This window comes from Thermoactinomyces sp. CICC 23799 (genome assembly GCF_016055145.1).
GTDB classification, from domain to species: domain Bacteria; phylum Bacillota; class Bacilli; order Thermoactinomycetales; family Thermoactinomycetaceae; genus Thermoactinomyces; species Thermoactinomyces intermedius.
In genome coordinates this window covers 71966-88122 of sequence record NZ_JAECVV010000004.1, presented here as the reverse complement: position 1 = coordinate 88122, position 16157 = coordinate 71966, and the positions used below count along the sequence as shown (strand labels likewise).

Annotated in this window: 22 protein-coding genes; 4 read left to right on the top strand and 18 right to left on the bottom strand. The window is 50.0% G+C overall.

The features are described from left to right. Positions 1-12: 12 nt before the first annotated feature. The 5 genes from I8U21_RS06590 to I8U21_RS06570 are packed head-to-tail and all read right to left on the bottom strand — an operon-like array spanning position 13 to position 4834. The gene (locus tag I8U21_RS06590) at positions 13-1548 is read right to left on the bottom strand and encodes an acyl-CoA carboxylase subunit beta (protein WP_370527037.1); all 1536 of its coding nucleotides are present in this window, start codon (positions 1546-1548) and stop codon (positions 13-15) included. Positions 1549-1564: 16 nt separating this feature from the next. Continuing rightward, the gene (locus I8U21_RS06585) at positions 1565-2347 is read right to left on the bottom strand and encodes an enoyl-CoA hydratase (RefSeq protein WP_181730842.1); all 783 of its coding nucleotides are present in this window, start codon (positions 2345-2347) and stop codon (positions 1565-1567) included. After that, positions 2322-3251, bottom strand: coding sequence for a hydroxymethylglutaryl-CoA lyase (locus I8U21_RS06580; RefSeq protein WP_181730843.1), 930 nt, complete (start codon positions 3249-3251; stop codon positions 2322-2324). Before I8U21_RS06580 ends, I8U21_RS06585 begins: the two co-directional genes overlap by 26 nt. Before the next feature lie 28 nt (positions 3252-3279). Then, on the bottom strand, positions 3280-3492 hold the full coding sequence (locus I8U21_RS06575; protein ID WP_181730844.1) for an acetyl-CoA carboxylase biotin carboxyl carrier protein subunit: 213 nt from the start codon (positions 3490-3492) through the stop codon (positions 3280-3282). A gap of 10 nt (positions 3493-3502) precedes the next feature. Continuing rightward, positions 3503-4834 carry an acetyl-CoA carboxylase biotin carboxylase subunit gene (locus I8U21_RS06570; RefSeq protein ID WP_198053635.1) on the bottom strand — a complete coding sequence of 444 codons (1332 nt, stop codon included), beginning with the start codon at positions 4832-4834 and terminating at the stop codon, positions 3503-3505. Positions 4835-5001: 167 nt separating this feature from the next. On the opposite strand from I8U21_RS06570, the gene I8U21_RS06565 reads away from it, so the two are divergent. Continuing rightward, positions 5002-5475: an N-acetyltransferase gene (locus I8U21_RS06565; protein WP_181730845.1), complete on the top strand. Its 474-nt coding sequence runs from the start codon at positions 5002-5004 to the stop codon at positions 5473-5475. Between the two features lie 59 nt (positions 5476-5534). Here I8U21_RS06565 and I8U21_RS06560 read toward each other — a convergent pair whose 3' ends face one another. Together I8U21_RS06560 and I8U21_RS06555 are read right to left on the bottom strand one after the other, a co-directional pair. Next, positions 5535-6137, bottom strand: coding sequence for an RsfA family transcriptional regulator (locus I8U21_RS06560; protein ID WP_181730846.1), 603 nt, complete (start codon positions 6135-6137; stop codon positions 5535-5537). 182 nt (positions 6138-6319) lie between these two features. Next, positions 6320-7087 carry an enoyl-CoA hydratase/isomerase family protein gene (locus I8U21_RS06555; protein WP_181730847.1) on the bottom strand — a complete coding sequence of 256 codons (768 nt, stop codon included), beginning with the start codon at positions 7085-7087 and terminating at the stop codon, positions 6320-6322. 114 nt (positions 7088-7201) lie between these two features. Between I8U21_RS06555 and I8U21_RS06550 the strand changes: the two genes are divergently transcribed. Next, a complete protein-coding gene (locus tag I8U21_RS06550) occupies positions 7202-7426 on the top strand; it encodes a DUF2626 family protein (RefSeq protein WP_037995005.1) in 225 nt (74 codons plus the stop codon). Between the two features lie 112 nt (positions 7427-7538). Here I8U21_RS06550 and fabV read toward each other — a convergent pair whose 3' ends face one another. From fabV to I8U21_RS06510, 8 genes are all read right to left on the bottom strand, one after another. Continuing rightward, entirely contained in the window at positions 7539-8738 is a 1200-nt protein-coding gene (fabV, locus tag I8U21_RS06545; protein WP_181730848.1) for an enoyl-ACP reductase FabV, read from the bottom strand. 28 nt (positions 8739-8766) lie between these two features. Continuing rightward, positions 8767-9861 (bottom strand): class I SAM-dependent methyltransferase, encoded by a 1095-nt coding sequence (locus I8U21_RS06540; protein ID WP_181730849.1) that lies wholly within the window; start codon positions 9859-9861, stop codon positions 8767-8769. Between the two features lie 12 nt (positions 9862-9873). Further along, complete coding sequence (gene cysK / locus I8U21_RS06535; protein WP_181730850.1) at positions 9874-10821, bottom strand: cysteine synthase A; 948 nt, start codon at positions 10819-10821, stop codon at positions 9874-9876. Then, complete coding sequence (locus I8U21_RS06530; protein WP_181730851.1) at positions 10794-11111, bottom strand: rhodanese-like domain-containing protein; 318 nt, start codon at positions 11109-11111, stop codon at positions 10794-10796. Before I8U21_RS06530 ends, cysK begins: the two co-directional genes overlap by 28 nt. A 5-nt stretch (positions 11112-11116) precedes the next feature. Next, positions 11117-11650, bottom strand: a complete 534-nt coding sequence (gene resA / locus I8U21_RS06525; protein ID WP_181730852.1) for a thiol-disulfide oxidoreductase ResA — start codon at positions 11648-11650, stop codon at positions 11117-11119. Between the two features lie 36 nt (positions 11651-11686). Further along, entirely contained in the window at positions 11687-12391 is a 705-nt protein-coding gene (locus tag I8U21_RS06520; RefSeq protein WP_370527043.1) for a cytochrome c biogenesis CcdA family protein, read from the bottom strand. Between the two features lie 16 nt (positions 12392-12407). After that, a complete protein-coding gene (locus tag I8U21_RS06515) occupies positions 12408-12980 on the bottom strand; it encodes a TlpA family protein disulfide reductase (RefSeq protein WP_198053551.1) in 573 nt (190 codons plus the stop codon). Positions 12981-13058: 78 nt separating this feature from the next. Continuing rightward, positions 13059-13691 (bottom strand): MBL fold metallo-hydrolase, encoded by a 633-nt coding sequence (locus I8U21_RS06510; RefSeq protein ID WP_198053550.1) that lies wholly within the window; start codon positions 13689-13691, stop codon positions 13059-13061. 132 nt (positions 13692-13823) lie between these two features. Between I8U21_RS06510 and I8U21_RS06505 the strand changes: the two genes are divergently transcribed. Further along, positions 13824-14381: a YhcN/YlaJ family sporulation lipoprotein gene (locus I8U21_RS06505; protein ID WP_198053549.1), complete on the top strand. Its 558-nt coding sequence runs from the start codon at positions 13824-13826 to the stop codon at positions 14379-14381. 143 nt (positions 14382-14524) lie between these two features. Next, positions 14525-14710: a DUF2197 domain-containing protein gene (locus I8U21_RS15295; RefSeq protein ID WP_198053548.1), complete on the top strand. Its 186-nt coding sequence runs from the start codon at positions 14525-14527 to the stop codon at positions 14708-14710. Here I8U21_RS15295 and I8U21_RS06495 read toward each other — a convergent pair. From I8U21_RS06495 to I8U21_RS06485, 3 genes are read right to left on the bottom strand one after another with little or no spacing between them, the layout of a single operon-like run. Then, complete coding sequence (locus I8U21_RS06495; protein ID WP_198053547.1) at positions 14670-14954, bottom strand: hypothetical protein; 285 nt, start codon at positions 14952-14954, stop codon at positions 14670-14672. The two genes, I8U21_RS15295 and I8U21_RS06495, sit on opposite strands and share 41 nt — an antisense overlap. Positions 14955-14972: 18 nt before the next feature. Further along, the gene (locus I8U21_RS06490) at positions 14973-15263 is read right to left on the bottom strand and encodes a YlaH-like family protein (RefSeq protein WP_181730858.1); all 291 of its coding nucleotides are present in this window, start codon (positions 15261-15263) and stop codon (positions 14973-14975) included. A 15-nt stretch (positions 15264-15278) separates the two neighbouring features. Then, positions 15279-16109 carry a deoxyribonuclease IV gene (locus I8U21_RS06485; RefSeq protein ID WP_181730859.1) on the bottom strand — a complete coding sequence of 277 codons (831 nt, stop codon included), beginning with the start codon at positions 16107-16109 and terminating at the stop codon, positions 15279-15281. Between the last annotated feature and the right edge of the window lie 48 nt (positions 16110-16157).

Sequence of the window (16157 nt, the reverse complement as noted above, 5' to 3'; positions counted from 1 at the left end):
ATAACCTTTTTCTCATACAGGGTAAACGGGATGTTTCCGTTGGCTGAATTGCAGCTGTTTGCTTGCATAAGCCTCAAAGCGGCGGCTTAATTCCGTCCGCAATTCATCGGGCTCCACAATGCCGTCAATCACCATTTCGCCGGCCAGCCGGTAAATATCGATGTCTTGTTTGTATTCTTCCCGCTTTTGCATGACAAAACGGGTTCTCTCCGGCTCTTCCAACTCCCGGATTTTGTTGCTGTATACCGCGTTGACAGCCGCTTCCGGGCCCATCACGGCAATTTGTGCCGTCGGGAGGGCCAGGCAACAATCCGGTTCAAAGGCCGGACCGGCCATGGCATACAATCCGGCGCCATATGCTTTCCGGACAATGACGGAAATTTTGGGCACACTCGCTTCCGAGACGGCAGAAATCATCTTCGCTCCATGGCGGATAATCCCGGCCCGTTCCACTTGCGTCCCGACCATGAAACCGGGGACGTCCGCCAAAAACAACAGCGGAATGTGGAAAGCATCACACAAGTTGATGAAACGGGCTGCTTTGTCCGCCGAGTCCACAAACAACACCCCGCCTTTGACCTTCGACTGGTTTGCCACAATCCCGACAACCCGCCCGCCAATCCGCGACAATCCGGTGATCAGTTCTTTGGCAAACAAGCTCTTGATCTCAAAGAATGACCCTTCATCCACAAGGCTTTCAATCACTTCCATCATGTCAAAAGGCGTGTTTTGGTGATCCGGGATAATTTCCGAAACAGGACGCGCCTTCGGGGAAGGTGCCTTGGCTTCAACAGGCTCCGGGCTTGTCTGGTAGTTGGCCGGGAAATAACTTAAATACTTCCGTGCGGATTGAATCGCCTCTTCTTCCGACGACGCCAATACATCGCCGCATCCGCTGACGGTACAGTGCATACGCGCTCCGCCCATTTCTTCCAGGGTCACTTTCTCCCCGATCACCATTTCCGCCATGCGCGGGGAACCGAGGTACATGCTCGCGTTTTTGTCCACCATGATCACAATATCGCAAAAAGCGGGGATATAAGCTCCGCCGGCCGCTGAAGGCCCGAACAAAAGACAAACTTGCGGAACCATTCCGGACATTTTTACCTGGTTATAAAAGATGCGGCCCGCTCCCCTCCGGCCGGGAAACATTTCAATTTGGTCCGTAATCCGGGCGCCGGCCGAATCCACCAGGTAAATCATGGGAACTTTCAATTTCATGGCCGTTTCCTGGATGCGTATGATTTTTTCCACGGTCCGTGCTCCCCAGGAACCGGCTTTCACGGTGGAGTCATTGGCCATGACGCAAACCGTTTGGCCGTTGACCTTTCCAATCGCCGTCACCACACCGTCCGCCGGAAGATCACCGGCCATGAAGTTGGCAAACAACCCGTCTTCCAATTGAAATTCGTCATCAAACAACCGTTTCAATCGTTCCCGCACGAAAAGCTTGTTTTGTTTCCTCAACTTCTCATGATATTTGGGGGCGCCCCCTTTTTGCACGGTTTCTTTGTTTTTGCGCAATTGATCGACAACGGATTCTTTCACAACCATCCCTCCCGGTTTATTCCCCGGTATAGCGGGGTTTTCTTTTTTCTGCGAATGCTTTGAGCCCTTCCTGCCGGTCTTTTGTCGGAATCAGCGTTTCATAAGCCGAAGTTTCCAGTGCCAGCCCGGTCATGAGATCGGTCTCCAACCCGCGATCGATGGCCAACTTGGCCTGACGGACTGCAAGTGGTGCATTTTCCCCGATCCGTCCGGCCAACCGGCAAGCCGTCTCCAACGCTCTTCCTGTCTCCGTCACCTCATTGACCAGCCCCCATTTTTCCGCTTCGGATGCAGTGATTTTTTGTGCCGTGAAAATCCATTCCTTTGCCTTCGCTTTACCGATCAACCGGGGGAGGCGCTGTGTCCCCCCTGCTCCCGGAATGATCCCGAGCGACGTTTCCGTCAGCCCCATCACCGCATGTTGTTCGGCAATCCGGATATCACAGGCCAAAGCCAGTTCCGTCCCACCCCCGAAAGCGAACCCGTTGATGGCGGCAATGACGGGCTGCGGCATTTGCTCGATGCGGGTGAAAGTATCCCGAATCAACCGGATAAAACGGCGAACCTGACTGTCATCCATCGTGCGGCGCTCTTTGAGATCGGCTCCCGCGCAAAAAGCTTTCTCCCCGGCTCCGGTAATGATCACGGCCAGGGCCTTCGGATCATCGGTCAACGCTTCCATCGCCGACTGCAATGCCTGAAGCGCCGGCAAATTCAGGGCATTGTGGACTTCAGGTCGGTTGATCGTGACAATGGCCGTATGCTCTTTCCACTCAGTGACCACCGGTGCCATCTTCATTCCCTCCCCCGCATTCTTTTTTCTTGGCCGCATAACTTTGCAACATTTTGGAAGGCAACGGTTTTCCCAAATGTTTTTGCACATACAGGCTGGTTTCGCACAGCCGGTCCAGATCGATTCCCGTGTCGATGCCTTGCCGGTTCAGCATGTAAACCAGGTCTTCAGTGGCCAGATTCCCCGCCGCCCCCGGTGCGTACGGACAACCGCCCAAGCCGCCGAAGGAAGTATCCAGGGTATAAATGCCTGCTTCCAGACAAACATAGGCATTGGCCAATCCGGTCCCGCGGGTGTCATGGAAGTGACCGGCCAGTTTTGATGCGGGAACTGCTGACATAATGTCTTTCAGACGATGTTTCACTTCAAGCGGCGCGGCAACCCCGATCGTATCGCCTAATGAAATTTCATAAACCCCCATATCCAGAAGTTGCTCACAAATGCGGACCACGTTTTGGACCGGGACATTCCCTTCATACGGACAACCGAAGACGGTGGAAACATACCCCCGCACCCTCTTTCCGTGTTGGTGTGCGAGTTGAACCACTTCCCTTAAAACCGGAATCGTATCCCGGATGCTTTTGTTGATATTTTTCCGATTATGGCTTTCGCTCGCGGACAAAAACACGGCATACTCATCGATGCGGGTGTCAAGGGCCCGCTTCAACCCCCGCAGATTCGGAACGAGCGCTCGATAGGTCACCGGCAAACGGGGAAGACCGGCAGCCAACCGATCGGCATCGGACAATTGGGGAATCCATTTGGGATGGACAAACGAAGTCACTTCCAGATGCTTGATCCCCGATTGAAACAAGCGCTCGATAAGCTCTTTCTTCACTTCGGTCGCCAACGTGACGGGCTCGTTTTGCAACCCGTCCCTCAATCCGACTTCCACAATTTTGACATCCACTTGGATTACGCCACCTCGGATCAGAGTTTTATGAAAGCTCGATCAAAACATCTCCGTCACTGACAAACGAACCGGTTTCCACCTTGATTTCTTTGACGACGCCTGAATATTCCGACTGTACCGGCACTTCCATTTTCATTGATTCCAAAATCACCACATCCTGTCCGGCATCCACTTTGTCCCCCACAGCCACCAACACTTGCATGACAGTTCCGGCCATGGTCGCTTCCACTTTGGCCATTTGTCTCACCTCATTTTAAAATGTTTTGGATTAATTTCGTATCATAACTCCCTTGCTGAAACGGTTCGCTCTCCAACACACTTTTTAAGAGCGGAAGATTGGTTTTGATCCCCTCCACCTTGCACTTTTGCAAGGCTTCTCCGGCTTTTTTCAACACTTCCGCCCGGTTGCAACCGCTTACAATCAACTTGGCAATCATGGGATCATAAAAGGGCGAAACCACATTTCCTTCCTGAATCCCCGTATCCACACGCACGCCTTCTCCTTCGGGAAAAGAGAGTCGGGTCACTTTTCCGGGCGAAGGCAAAAAACGCTCCGGATCCTCAGCATAGATGCGAAACTCCATGGCATGGCCCCGGCCCGAAATTTCCTCCTGCTTCAGCGGCAAGGGCTTTCCTTCCGCCAGACAGATTTGCCAGTCCACCAAATCAACGCCGGTGATGGCTTCCGTGACGGGATGTTCCACCTGCAAGCGCGTGTTCATTTCCAAAAAATAAAATTGTTCGGTTGCATCCACCAAAAATTCAACCGTGCCCACTCCGGTAAATTGTGCCGCTTTGGCTGCCTCCACCGCCGCTTTTCTCAATTTTTCCCGGGTGGATTCATAAATGGACGGCGATAATCCCTCTTCAATCACCTTTTGATTCCGTCTTTGCACCGAGCACTCTCTTTCAAACAAATGAACCACGTTCCCGTGTTGATCTGCGGCAATTTGGACTTCGACGTGCCTGGCAGGAGAGATCACTTTCTCGATAAACAAACCGTCATGGCCAAAATAAGCCTTGGCCCGGTTTTTCAGCGGCTGAAAATGCTTTTTCAGCTCATCCTCGTTCAAACAAACCTGCATCCCGATTCCGCCCCCGCCGGCGCTTGCTTTGACCAGAACCGGATAACCCATTTCCCCGGCCACGGCGACGGCATCTTCCGGCCGGGACAAACCGTCGGATCCCGGAATGACCGGAATCCCCGCTTTTTTCATGGTTTGTCTGGCCACGACTTTATCGCCCATCCGCGAAATGACGGAAGGATCCGATCCGATCCAAATCAGCCCGTTGGCTTGCACTTTTTCGGCAAACACCGCATTTTCCGATAAAAAACCGTAACCCGGATGAATCGCATCCGCCTTGGTTTCAAAAGCGGCATCCAAAAGCGCTTCCATATTCAGATAACTTTTGGGAACCGGGGGCGGGCCGATGCAGACGGCTTCATCCGCCATCTTAACAAACGGCATTTCCTGATCGGCTTCGGAATAGACCGCCACGGTTTTTAACCCTTTTTCCCGGCACGTCCGGATGATGCGACAGGCAATTTCTCCCCGGTTTGCAATAAGCACCTTTTTTATCGACATAATTCACCTCTTTTTTCTAAAATAAATATAATCATTAATAATGGTTATATTTTAAATTGTTCTACAAAAACGTTTTTTACTCCTTCTCAAATGAATCAAAGTTTTGTGGTAAAATAGGGGAAACAAGGATAAAAATCTTAAAAATTCAGGGGGCAGGAACCATGAATGCTTTAAAAGTCGAAAGATTAAAAATTAATTATAAAACATTTGAGGAATTCCAACAATTTCATGAGTTCGGACTTCCGGAATTATCCATGTTGGAAGATCTGCAAGAAAATATGGTGGAAAACAACAGCCAATCCCCTTTTTACGGCATATACCAAGATGGAAAGCTGGCGGCCAGAATCAGCTTATACCGGGTGGACGCCAAATATGACCGCTATTTTTCACCCGCCCAGGATTATTATGAGATTTGGAAGTTGGAAGTGTTGCCCCCGTTTCGCGGGCAAGGCATGGGAAAAGCGCTGGTCTCTTACGCCAAAAGTTTGGGATTGCCGGTCAAAACCAATGCCCGTTGCCGGACGGATGAGTTTTGGAAAAAAATGGGCTTCACACCTGTCAAATACCTTCCGGAACGCGACCGCGGCGAAAGCCCCTATGTTTGGTTGCCGGAAGGGGTCGCTTTAAAAGAATGAGGGAATTTTCACACCCATAAACGGAAAGACCCACATGTTTCAATATGCGGGTCTTTTTTTTACTTGTCGATTTGCTCCAGGGATTCTTCCCCCAACCGGCTCTTGTCTTGCAAATTCCCTTCCTCTTGGATCGCCAGCTTGCGGGCTCTCTCCATGATTTGAACCAGGGTGCGGTAATCGTCATTGACAAGACGGTAATCGCTCTTTACATCATTCAGTTGTTCTTTCATCTCTTGGTTTTCTTTTTCCAACTTCCGGATCTGGTTTTCCCGTTCCTTCAATTCCTTTTCCAATTGTTGCTGTTGCCTTTGCAGTTCACTCACTTCTGTTTTATATTGACGCAAAAAGCGGATGATCTTATCAATGGACTGGACCATGTTTTCGGAAGACAAAGAATCCGGCCGGAAACGGTAACCGGTTTTGCCCCGTTCCTGCAATTTCTTTTGCCGCTGTTGCTTGGCGATTTGAATGGCGGATTCGTACTTTTTGCGCACCGTGCTGTTCCAGCGGAATCCGCAGGCAGCCGGGGTTCTGCCCAACTTCTCGGCCACTTCTTCAAATGCGGATAATTGTGTTCCTCCTTCCCGGATATGCCTTAAAGTCACTTCCGCCAAAATCATGTCATCATCAGGAGTCCAAGCATCCTGGCGTTTCACTGCCATAAACCGTACCTCCTATCCCTCTTAAGCCCCTCTCACACAAGGTCAACTTCCTTATCCTTACTATATGCAATTGATATAAATCATAGTATATGGATCTACTAATTTTTATTACCATCCGGATGTAGAAGTATACCCCCGTGCTGGCGAAAATCAAAGAAATCCAAGGTACGGTTTTCTCTTGCTCATTTCGTGCGGGTGCGCTTTAAAAACGCGGAAACCGCCTGATGGTGACTCTCGCTTTCCCACAAAGCGGCACAATTTTCCGCCTCTTGATGCAAAAGCTCGGCCGTGTCTTTACCTTCCCGGACCGCTTTGGCAAGCAATTTATAACGGGCAGTGACTTCCGGGGAACTTTTTACCAGGGAACCCACAAACCGCTTGACTTCATCCCAAAACCGGTCACGCTCCCATACCTGATCGGCCAGTCCCGTCTCCAAAGCATCTATTGCCCCCATCACTTTTCCGGACAGTAAAACCGGCAAGGCCCGTCCCGGTCCGATTTTTTTCATCAACCGGCTGGCGCCTCCCCACCCGGAAGTAATATGCAAATTCACCTGGATCATCCCGAACCGGGCCGAATCCGAAGCCACACAAAGGTCACAACTGGCGGCAAACTCACACCCGCCTCCCACGGCAGGACCCTCCACTGCCGCAATCGAAAGCAAACGCGACTGATAAATCCGTTCCAATAATTTTCCCATCCGCAACATGACAGGCCGGATTTCTTCCGTTTTGGTCATTTGGTGAAATTCCCCCACATCGCCACCGGACAAAAAGGCTTTCTCATCACCGTAAAACACAACCGCCTGCAATTGTTCATCCTTTTCCCATTCATTCCATACGGACTCCAACTCTTCCATCATCTTCAGATTCACTGCATTCCGGACTTCCGGCCGGTGAAAACGGATCCATCCGGTTTTCCCCGTTTTTTTCACTTGCATTGTCTCCATCATGGAACATCCTTTCTTCTTTGCTTGATAGCCGCATGACACTGAGGGTATAATAAATCTGTCATCGTCTTCTGAGATCTCAACGTATCAGGGTACATAGAAAGGAGTGGGACCATGGACCGCATGTTTCGTGTTCTCGGGTTCTGGGCTTTTGCGATCGCCCTCATGTTCCTGGCTGGACAAATGTACATCCCGGCCTTCCTTTTCATCGCACAAACCATCCTCTTCACGGTATTGGGTTACATGCGTTTCACGGAAAAAACATATATGTATCTGTTTGGTGGTTATATGTTTATTTCCTTTATCGGTATGGTTGGGTATGCCACTTTCATGATGTAATATTTACGAAAAGATTGCAAAGCGTTTTCACTTTAAAAAAACCTCATCCCGGCGGCTCTTTTCTTTGTGGGAAAGCAAAAGAAAAGAGCCGTCTTGTTTTGACGGCTCTTTTTCATGCTTCATCGATACTCGGAATGTTCACGGCCGGATCGACTTCCTGATCATAATCGACGCCCTCTGTTTCAAAACCAAACAGCTGGAAGAAATCGTGTCGATACCCTTCAATATCCGAAATTTCTTCCAACGTGGTGCTGTCGATCAACTTCCACTGCTCCATCACTGCTTGCTGCACTTCCGGCTGCATTTCCAAATCATCAATCCGGATGCGCCCTTTTTCATCCACGGGCACTTCCCCGCTCCGGTAAAGTCTTTCCGAAAAGAGGCGGTACATTTGCATGATGCAGTCTTCGTGCAACCCTTTTTCTTTCATCACTTTGTACAAGATGGAAATGTAAAGCGGAACAATCGGAATCGCGGCACTCGATTGCGTCACCAGGGCTTTGTTGACAGACACAAACGCCCGTCCGCCCAAGTCTTTCAGTTTTGCATCCAGTTCATGAGCGGTTTTTTCCAAATGGTCTTTGGCTTTTCCGACGGTCCCTTCCCGGTAAATGGGGAAAGTCAGTTCCGGACCGATATAGGAATAGGCAATGGTGGTGACGCCTTCTGCCAACACATCCGCTTCTTTCAAAGCATCCATCCACATCTGCCAATCTTCCCCGCCCATGACCTGAATGGTGTCATAAATCTCTTTTTCGGTGGCCGGTTCAATCGTCATTTCGGAAACGTGACCGCTGTGAAAATCCACCGCTTTGTTGGTAAAGGGTTTTCCGATCGGTTTCAAAACGGAATGGAAAGTCTCTCCCGTTTCCGGATGAACCCGCCGGGGAGCCGCCAGGCTGTAAACCACCATGTCCACTTTGCCCCCCAAACGGTTTTTGATCTTTTTGATCGTATGTTCTTTGATCTCTTTGCTGAATGCATCCCCGTTAATGCTTTCCGCCACCAATCCGGCTTTACGGGCTTCTTTCTCAAAAGCCGCCGTGTTGTACCAACCTGCCGTGGCCGTCCGGTTTTTCACACTGGGTTTTTCAAAAAACACCCCGATGGTGTCGGCTCCGCAACCAAAAGCCGCCACAATTCTGGAAGCCAGTCCGTAACCGGTTGAAGAACCGATGACCAGCACTTTTTTCGGCCCGTCAATTTTGGGCCGGCTTTGGACATAATCAATCTGGTTTTGCACTTGCTTCGCACAACCAACCGGATGGGCCGTTGTGCAGATAAAGCCGCGAAATTTCGGTTTAATGATCATCTTTCATCCTCTTTCATTTTCATTTTTTTCAGCCAGTGGATTTGGTCTGGATGAGCACTTGGAATGCTTCGCCCATGGTTTCGGGATGAATCAGCTGCTTGATGGCCCGAACCCGCTTTGCATCCTTGCCAAACGGATCCCTTCCGGGGACTTCAGGCAGCCAGTCGAACACGCCTGCCTGAATCAAAAACCGGGACTGGGACCATAACTGCTCCCCCGTAAACCCGGCCTCCCGGCCCCATTCGATCAAATGGGAAAAATTCACGTCATATGTAAGATCCTTTTCCCCCGGATCCGAATATAAATCGTGGCAAATCCGATGCGCTTGATAGGCGCGGATGGTTTTTCCCTTTTGCAGCAATTGTTCACCGGTCCCGCCATAGTCAATGGTGACCAGCACTCCTTGCTCCATCCAGCCTGCAATTTCCCGCAGCCAGTCACGCGCCGCCAAACAAATTTCCGTTTCTTGGCCTTCTTTTAATTTCCTCAGCCAACTTTCCATTTGTTGACGGACGGGACTGTCTTCCGACAAAGGAAGCCACTCTTCCTTCAAATAAGGCTTCCGGTGCATGGTGGTCACAAACGCCTCGGTCCATCCGCCCTGCTCTTTTTTTATCCGATGAACCGGAAAAGCGTCAACCAGCTCGTTGCTGTAAATAAATGAGAAAGGCCGTGCAGGAATGTCGCTCAAGCGGCTGACAATCTGAAAACCGACCGGGGAAGAAGAAAAGCGTTCTTCCAGCAAACGGCAATGATACGGGCTGGTTTCGATTAAGTAAAAAGAAATCTCTTCCGGGGAAAACCCCTGCTCCATCAACCCTTGCGCAAACTGTCCGGCAATCCGGCCGTCGCCGGCTCCCCATTCGACAATCGTCCAACGGGACCGGATTTGGTTTCTTTTCAGCCAGTCCGCAAAAAACCGGCTGAGCACCTTGCCAAACAAGTCACCCACGTGCGCATTGGTGAAAAAATCACCCTTTTTCCCCAATTTGGTCTGTTCCTTTGCATAATAACCCCATACCGGATGATACAACGCCTGTTCCATAAACCGGGGAAAAGAGATGGCACGACGGCGTGTCGATTCAATTTCCTGAATCAACCCGGCCAAAAGAGTATCGCTCATGACAAGCTCCCTTCATGAGAAATCAAACACATTGGTGCTCAGGTACCGTTCGCCGGTATCCGGGGCCATGCAAACCACTCTCTTGCCTTTTCCCAACCGTTTCGCCACTTGAAGAGCCGTCCACACCGACGCGCCTGATGAAGGGCCGACCAGCAGGGCTTCTTGGCAGGCCAACTTGCGGGTGGTTTCAATGGCGTCTTCATCACTGACATGGAAAATTTCATCATAAATGGACTGATTCAAAACCGGCGGGATAAACCCGGGGCTTGTCCCCGGAATTTGGTGCGGTCCTGGTTTGCCGCCCGCCAGAACGGGGGAGTTTTTGGGTTCGACCACCGCAATAAATAAATCCGGCAAATGAGATTTTAAATATTCTCCGGTTCCTGTAATGGTTCCTCCCGTACCGGCCGTTGCCACAAATGCATCGATCTTTCCTTCCATCTGCTCCAAAATTTCCGGTCCGGTCGTGTTGCGGTGAACTTCCGGATTGGCTTCGTTTTGGAACTGATAAGGCATAAAGGAATTCGGGATTTCTTTGGCCAGTTCTTCCGCTTTCTTAATCGCCCCGGGCATTCTTTCCCTGCCCGGTGTCAACACCACTTTGGCTCCGTAGCCTTTTAAGAGTTTAATCCGTTCCTCGCTCATATTGTCCGGCATGACCAAAATGGTTTCATAGTTGCGCGCGGCACCGACCAGTGCCAATCCAATCCCGGTGTTGCCGCTGGTGGGCTCAATAATGGTTGCCCCCGGTTTTAATACTCCCCGTTTTTCCGCATCCAGGATCAAGTTCAACGCCGTACGGTCTTTGACACTTCCGCCGGGATTAAATTTTTCCAGCTTCACATACACATCCGCCCAGTCCGGTTGAACCAGACGGTTCAATTTGACCAGCGGGGTCCGGCCCACCAATTCCAAAATATTTTCCGCAACGCTTACTCTTTGCTGACGGGTCCGTTCCATTCCAACATTCCACCTTTTAAATTAAACAATTGTTCAAATCCTTTTTGGGCCAAAACCTCTGCCGCGATCACACTCCGCCGTCCGCTCCGGCAAACCAGCAAGACCGGCTTGTCTTTGGCATGTTCCAATTCATGAAAACGGTTTTCCATTTCATCATACGGAATATGGGCAGCCCCGGGGATATGCCCTTCCTGATATTCCTCATCCGTGCGCACATCTACCACCACATATTGCTCCGGATCAAAAGCCTTGCTTAATTCTTTGGCTTCAATATCCTGATATTTTCTCACACCGGTCACTCCTTTGGTAAAATGGGTAAAATATGAATGCGAAGTTGATCCAGGTTCAAAGGCCCTTCCACGATCTTGCGGATCTTTCCATCCTGGTCAATGAAAAAAGAGCTCGGAATCGGAACAATGCCGTAAAGCTCAGTGACTTCACGATTCCGGTCCAACAAAACCGGAAATTTCAATTGATATTGCTCCACAAAAGAAGAAACAGCCACATCGGTTTCCGCAATATTGACGGCCAACACCTCAAACCCCTGGTCTTTGTACTGTTCATAAGCATTTTGCAGCGCGGGCATTTCCGTGCGGCAGGGTTCGCACCATGTCCCCCAGAAATTGAGTAAAACGGCTTTTCCCCTGTAATCGCTCAGCTGCACCGTTTTCCCGTCCAATGTCGTCAGGGTAAAGTTGGGTGCCGGTTCTCCTTCCTGCAATCCGCTTTTTGAATCCTGGGTCACGGCCTGATATAAAGCATAACCAATTAAAACCACCATCACAAGAAACAAGATGCGCCGCACCCAGTACCTCGTTTTTTTGTCCATGGCCTCACCCGACTTTCTAATTCAATGTACCTCAAATCAAAATCCTTGAAAACCTGTGACTTTTGCCAGCCAGGCGGTGAAAACCGTCATCTGATCAGTATATAACAAAACCCCCAGCAAAATCATCAAGGCCCCTCCGGCCTTCATCAATTTTTCCGAATACCGCAAAATCCAACGGGTTTTTCCCATGAAAAATGCCATCAGCAAAAATGGAATCGAAAATCCCAAAATATAAGCAGTCACATAGACAAATCTCATTTCCGGATTCAAAGTCGTAAACGTAATGATGGCGGCAAAAATCGGGCCGATGCAGGGGGTCCATCCGGCGGAAAAACCGATCCCCACGGCCAGCGAGCCCAAATAGCTGACATTTTTTTTGGACACCTGCCATTTATACTCACGCATTAAAAAAGCGGGTCGGAAAATCCCCAGCATAAACAAACCCATCGCCACAATGAGAACGGCCCCCAGCATCCGCATCAGATCTTGATATTCTTTAAAATAAGCACCAAACCAGCTCGCGCTGAATCCGATGGCATAAAAAATCATGGAAAAACCAATGAGGAAAAAAACGGTATGCAACATGACCTCCCGCATCCGGCGTTTTTCCTTCAGCTGGTTGACGGAAATTCCCGTGATGTAGGAAAGATAGGACGGATACAGCGGCAATGAGCACGGAGAGACAAAGGAAAGCACCCCCGCTCCAAAAGCCAACCACCAGCTGACTTGCTCAACCATGATTTCTTCCCTCCCTATTTCATTGCATCAGTTCTTGCACCGCAGAGAAAAGCTGCTTTTCGGAAACGCCTCCCATAAAGTGCCGGGTGATTTTGCCGTTTTCATTGATGATAAACGTGGCGGGAATATTGAACAATTGGTATTGGTCCACACCGACCACCGTCCCGTTCCGGCCCCGGTCCAGGGCGACCGGAAACGTGTACCGGTGGTTGTCAAGATAAGGTTTGACATCGCTTTCATCACGCTCCATCGCAGTTTCATTCACCATGATCACATTGATCTTCTCGCCGTATGTTTCATGCAGTTTTTGGAAATAGGGCATCTCCTCCTTGCAAGGAGGGCACCAGGTCGCCCAGAAATTCACGACGGTCGGTTTTCCCTCGTTTTGATACAACTCCACTTCTTCCCCGGATAAGGTGGGCAGCTTAAAATTGGGCGCGCAAAAACCTTGCGCCGGTTTGGGTTCTCCCTGGCACACCGCCCGGTTCATCGCGGAAGCCGGATTTTCTTTTGGTTTGTCAACAGTCATGAAGACGGCCCCTGCCACCGCGGCAGCCAAAACCGCAACAATGACGGCTTGTCGCTTGTTCATTGCAAACCCCCTTTGATGATGGACTCATTGCTTCGTTGTCCAAAGTATATGTCAACGGCCGGACTCTTTAAACCTTTTTCACAGCATTCCGGTTACAAACGGATTATGCATCTGTTCCCTTCCGATCGTGGTTTCCGGGCCGTGTCCGCACAAAACACGGGTTTCTTCGGGAAACTCCATGATGATGTCATGAATGGTGCGCATCAGGGTCTCGTGATCCCCTCCCGGCAAATCCGTCCGCCCGATGGAGTCTTGAAACAAGACATCACCGCTCAATAAAAGGGAATCGACCACATAAGTCACGCTGCCTGGCGAATGTCCCGGTGTATGTAGCACTTCCCATGATTTTCCGAGCAAAGTCAGGACCTCTTTGCCTTTCAGCAAATGATCCGCCGGTTTGGCCTGCACTTTCGGCAACCCGAAAAACGCAGAGCCGTTTAAATCCGGATTGGTCAGCCACTCCGCTTCCGCCTCATGGACATAAACCGGAGCCCCGGTCAATGAACGAACCTCTTCCAGCCCGCCAATATGGTCAAAATGAGCGTGCGTCAACAGCACTGCTTCAATCTTGAGTTCCAATTCCTGAATCCGTTCAACCAACGGTGCCGGCTCCATGCCCGGATCAATCACCACACCGCGTTTTTCATCCGGCAGATAAAGCAACCAAGTGTTGACCATCACCGGCCCCAAAACGAAAGATTCCACCTTCATCTTCTCACCCCATCTCATTCATCGCATTTATGCTCATTCTACACTGAAAACGCGCTTTTCAGCAAAACGGTACATGGAAGTTCCGTTTTCGGACAAAATAAACACAAATATACGGAAGGGAAGTGGGATCGGATGAACACACTTCTGAAAACCATCAGCGGTCTTGCCGGCATCGCCTTGATTCTTTCGGCTTGCTCGCAAAAAAATGAACCGCCGGCGGACAATGCATCGCCTTCGCCCAATCAGCCCCCGCAAACCGTGAAAGTCCGGCAGACCGCTCCGAACGAAAAGAAAGATCAGTCATCCCAGGCCGTTGCAAACCGCCTGGTAACCATTGCTCAAAACGTCCCGAACGTCAAAGGGGCCTCCGCCATCGTTCTTGGTAAATACACCATTGTCGGGGTGGATTTGGATCCGACCCTGGACCGGGGAAGAACCGGCACCATCAAATATACGGTGGCCCAAGCCCTGAAAGAAGATCCGCAAGGAGCCAATGCGCTGGTCACCGCAGACCCCGACATCACACAACGGATCCGGGAATTGAATGAAGATCTTCAAAACGGCCGTCCGGTTCAAGGAGTGATGGAAGAACTGGCCGAAATCGCAGCCCGCATCGTTCCGCAACCTTCCAGGGAAACCGAGAAAAACGAACAACCCCCCTCGAAGGCAGATCAACAGCGGCTGAAATAAAAAAGCAAACATCGGGATTTTCCCATGTTTGCTTTTCTTCTTTTTCTTTTATTAATCAATTGATCAAACTTGCTTGCCTTCCGCTTTCATAAATGTAGTATACTAGAAAATAGCCCATTTGATCTGTTAAAGGAAGATGCCTCATGAAAGTGATTTGCATTTTGTGTGACCAGGTTTTCCGTCCGGACCCGCTCACGGAGAAAAAAATCAAAAAGCATCCGCACCGGATTCAAATTTGTCCGCAATGCCACGAACGAATCACCAAACAAGTGACGGAACGAAAAAAAATCAATCCTCAAAGACTTGATTGTACTTTGGTTCCGCCATGATGTCACGGAGCAATTGTTCCGCCGTGTCTTTGGAAAAAATCTCCTCTTTTTCTTCTCCATCCACCTGATAACAAACAACATACCGGTCTTTTTCTTTTCTCTTTTCCAAATGTTCCACGCGGTGATCTTCCCGCAGCATTTCTTCAAAAAACTGCACGGTGTCCCGTGCAGAACGATCACTGGGCCTTGCATCCTGAACCACTTGGATTTGCAACCAGTTAAACAGAGCATCTTTGAGTTGCATGGTCATCTCTCCCTGAGTTCACGCCATTTTTTCGTCTTGTTCTTTCTTTCGCACCAGGTAAAGCCGCAACCGCGTCACTGCAATCAACACCACCGTGACCAGCAGTGCGGGAACGATGGGCAGTCCCATCAGATGAAAAAGGGCGAGCAGCCAACAGCCGACAGCCAAGGTGATGTAAACCAGCACCGTTTTCAACACGGGCAGCCGGACCGCAAACGCCGTTTTGTAAATCATGGCCGTTAACACCAAAATCACGAGATAAATACCTGAAATCGGTAAAGAATTCAACCAGTTATTGAGCCATGCCAACATCTTACACCCCTTTTATCCTTTCAATTGATGGAGATATTTCATCTCTTCACTGTATTCTTGTTCATCCTCCACCGGCGTTTCCAGAACCACGGGCAATCCTTCAAAACGGGGTTCTTTCAGAAACAGGGACAAGGCTTTTTCCCCGATTTCCCCTTTTCCTATTTTTTCATGCCGGTCCTTCCGGCTTCCGGCCGGGGCTTTGCTGTCATTAAAATGAATCGCCACCAAATTTTCAAGATACTTCGTCTTTTCCATTTCGTTCACAAGGTCTGAAAAAGTTTCTTCCATCCAGATCCCGGCGGCAAACCCGTGACATGTGTCAAAACAGAACCCGATTTTCTCCGGCGCATCGGTGGCTTCCCGAATGTCGACAAGCTCCTGAATCGTCAGACCCAATTCGCTGCCTTGCCCGGCGGTGTTTTCCAGCAGCAACTTGGTGTTTCCTTCATAATCCGCCAAAATTTTGTTCAGCGTCTCCACCATTCTTTCACGGCCGTACGCTTCCCCTTCCCCCACATGTTTTCCGCAATGGACCACCGCTCCGACGGCACCGTATGCTTCGGCAATCATCAAATCTTCTTTGATGGAACGAATGGTCACTTCATGAAGGTCCGGTTTGGGGGTGGACAAATTGGTGATATAAGGTGTATGGCAAACCAACGAAATGCCGTGCTCTTCGCAAAATTGCCTTCCCCGTTCGGCATCCGTGTGATTTAATTTTTTGGGGCGTAAGCCACGCGGATTTTTCGTGAACACCTGAAACGAATCCGCTCCCAATTCGCGGGCTTTTTGCGCAGCTTTGTAAAATCCTTTGGCAACGCTGATGTGACAACCGATTTTCATGGACTTCTCCTCCTGTAAAGACAAAAAGCGCCTGAGGTAAAGGCGCCG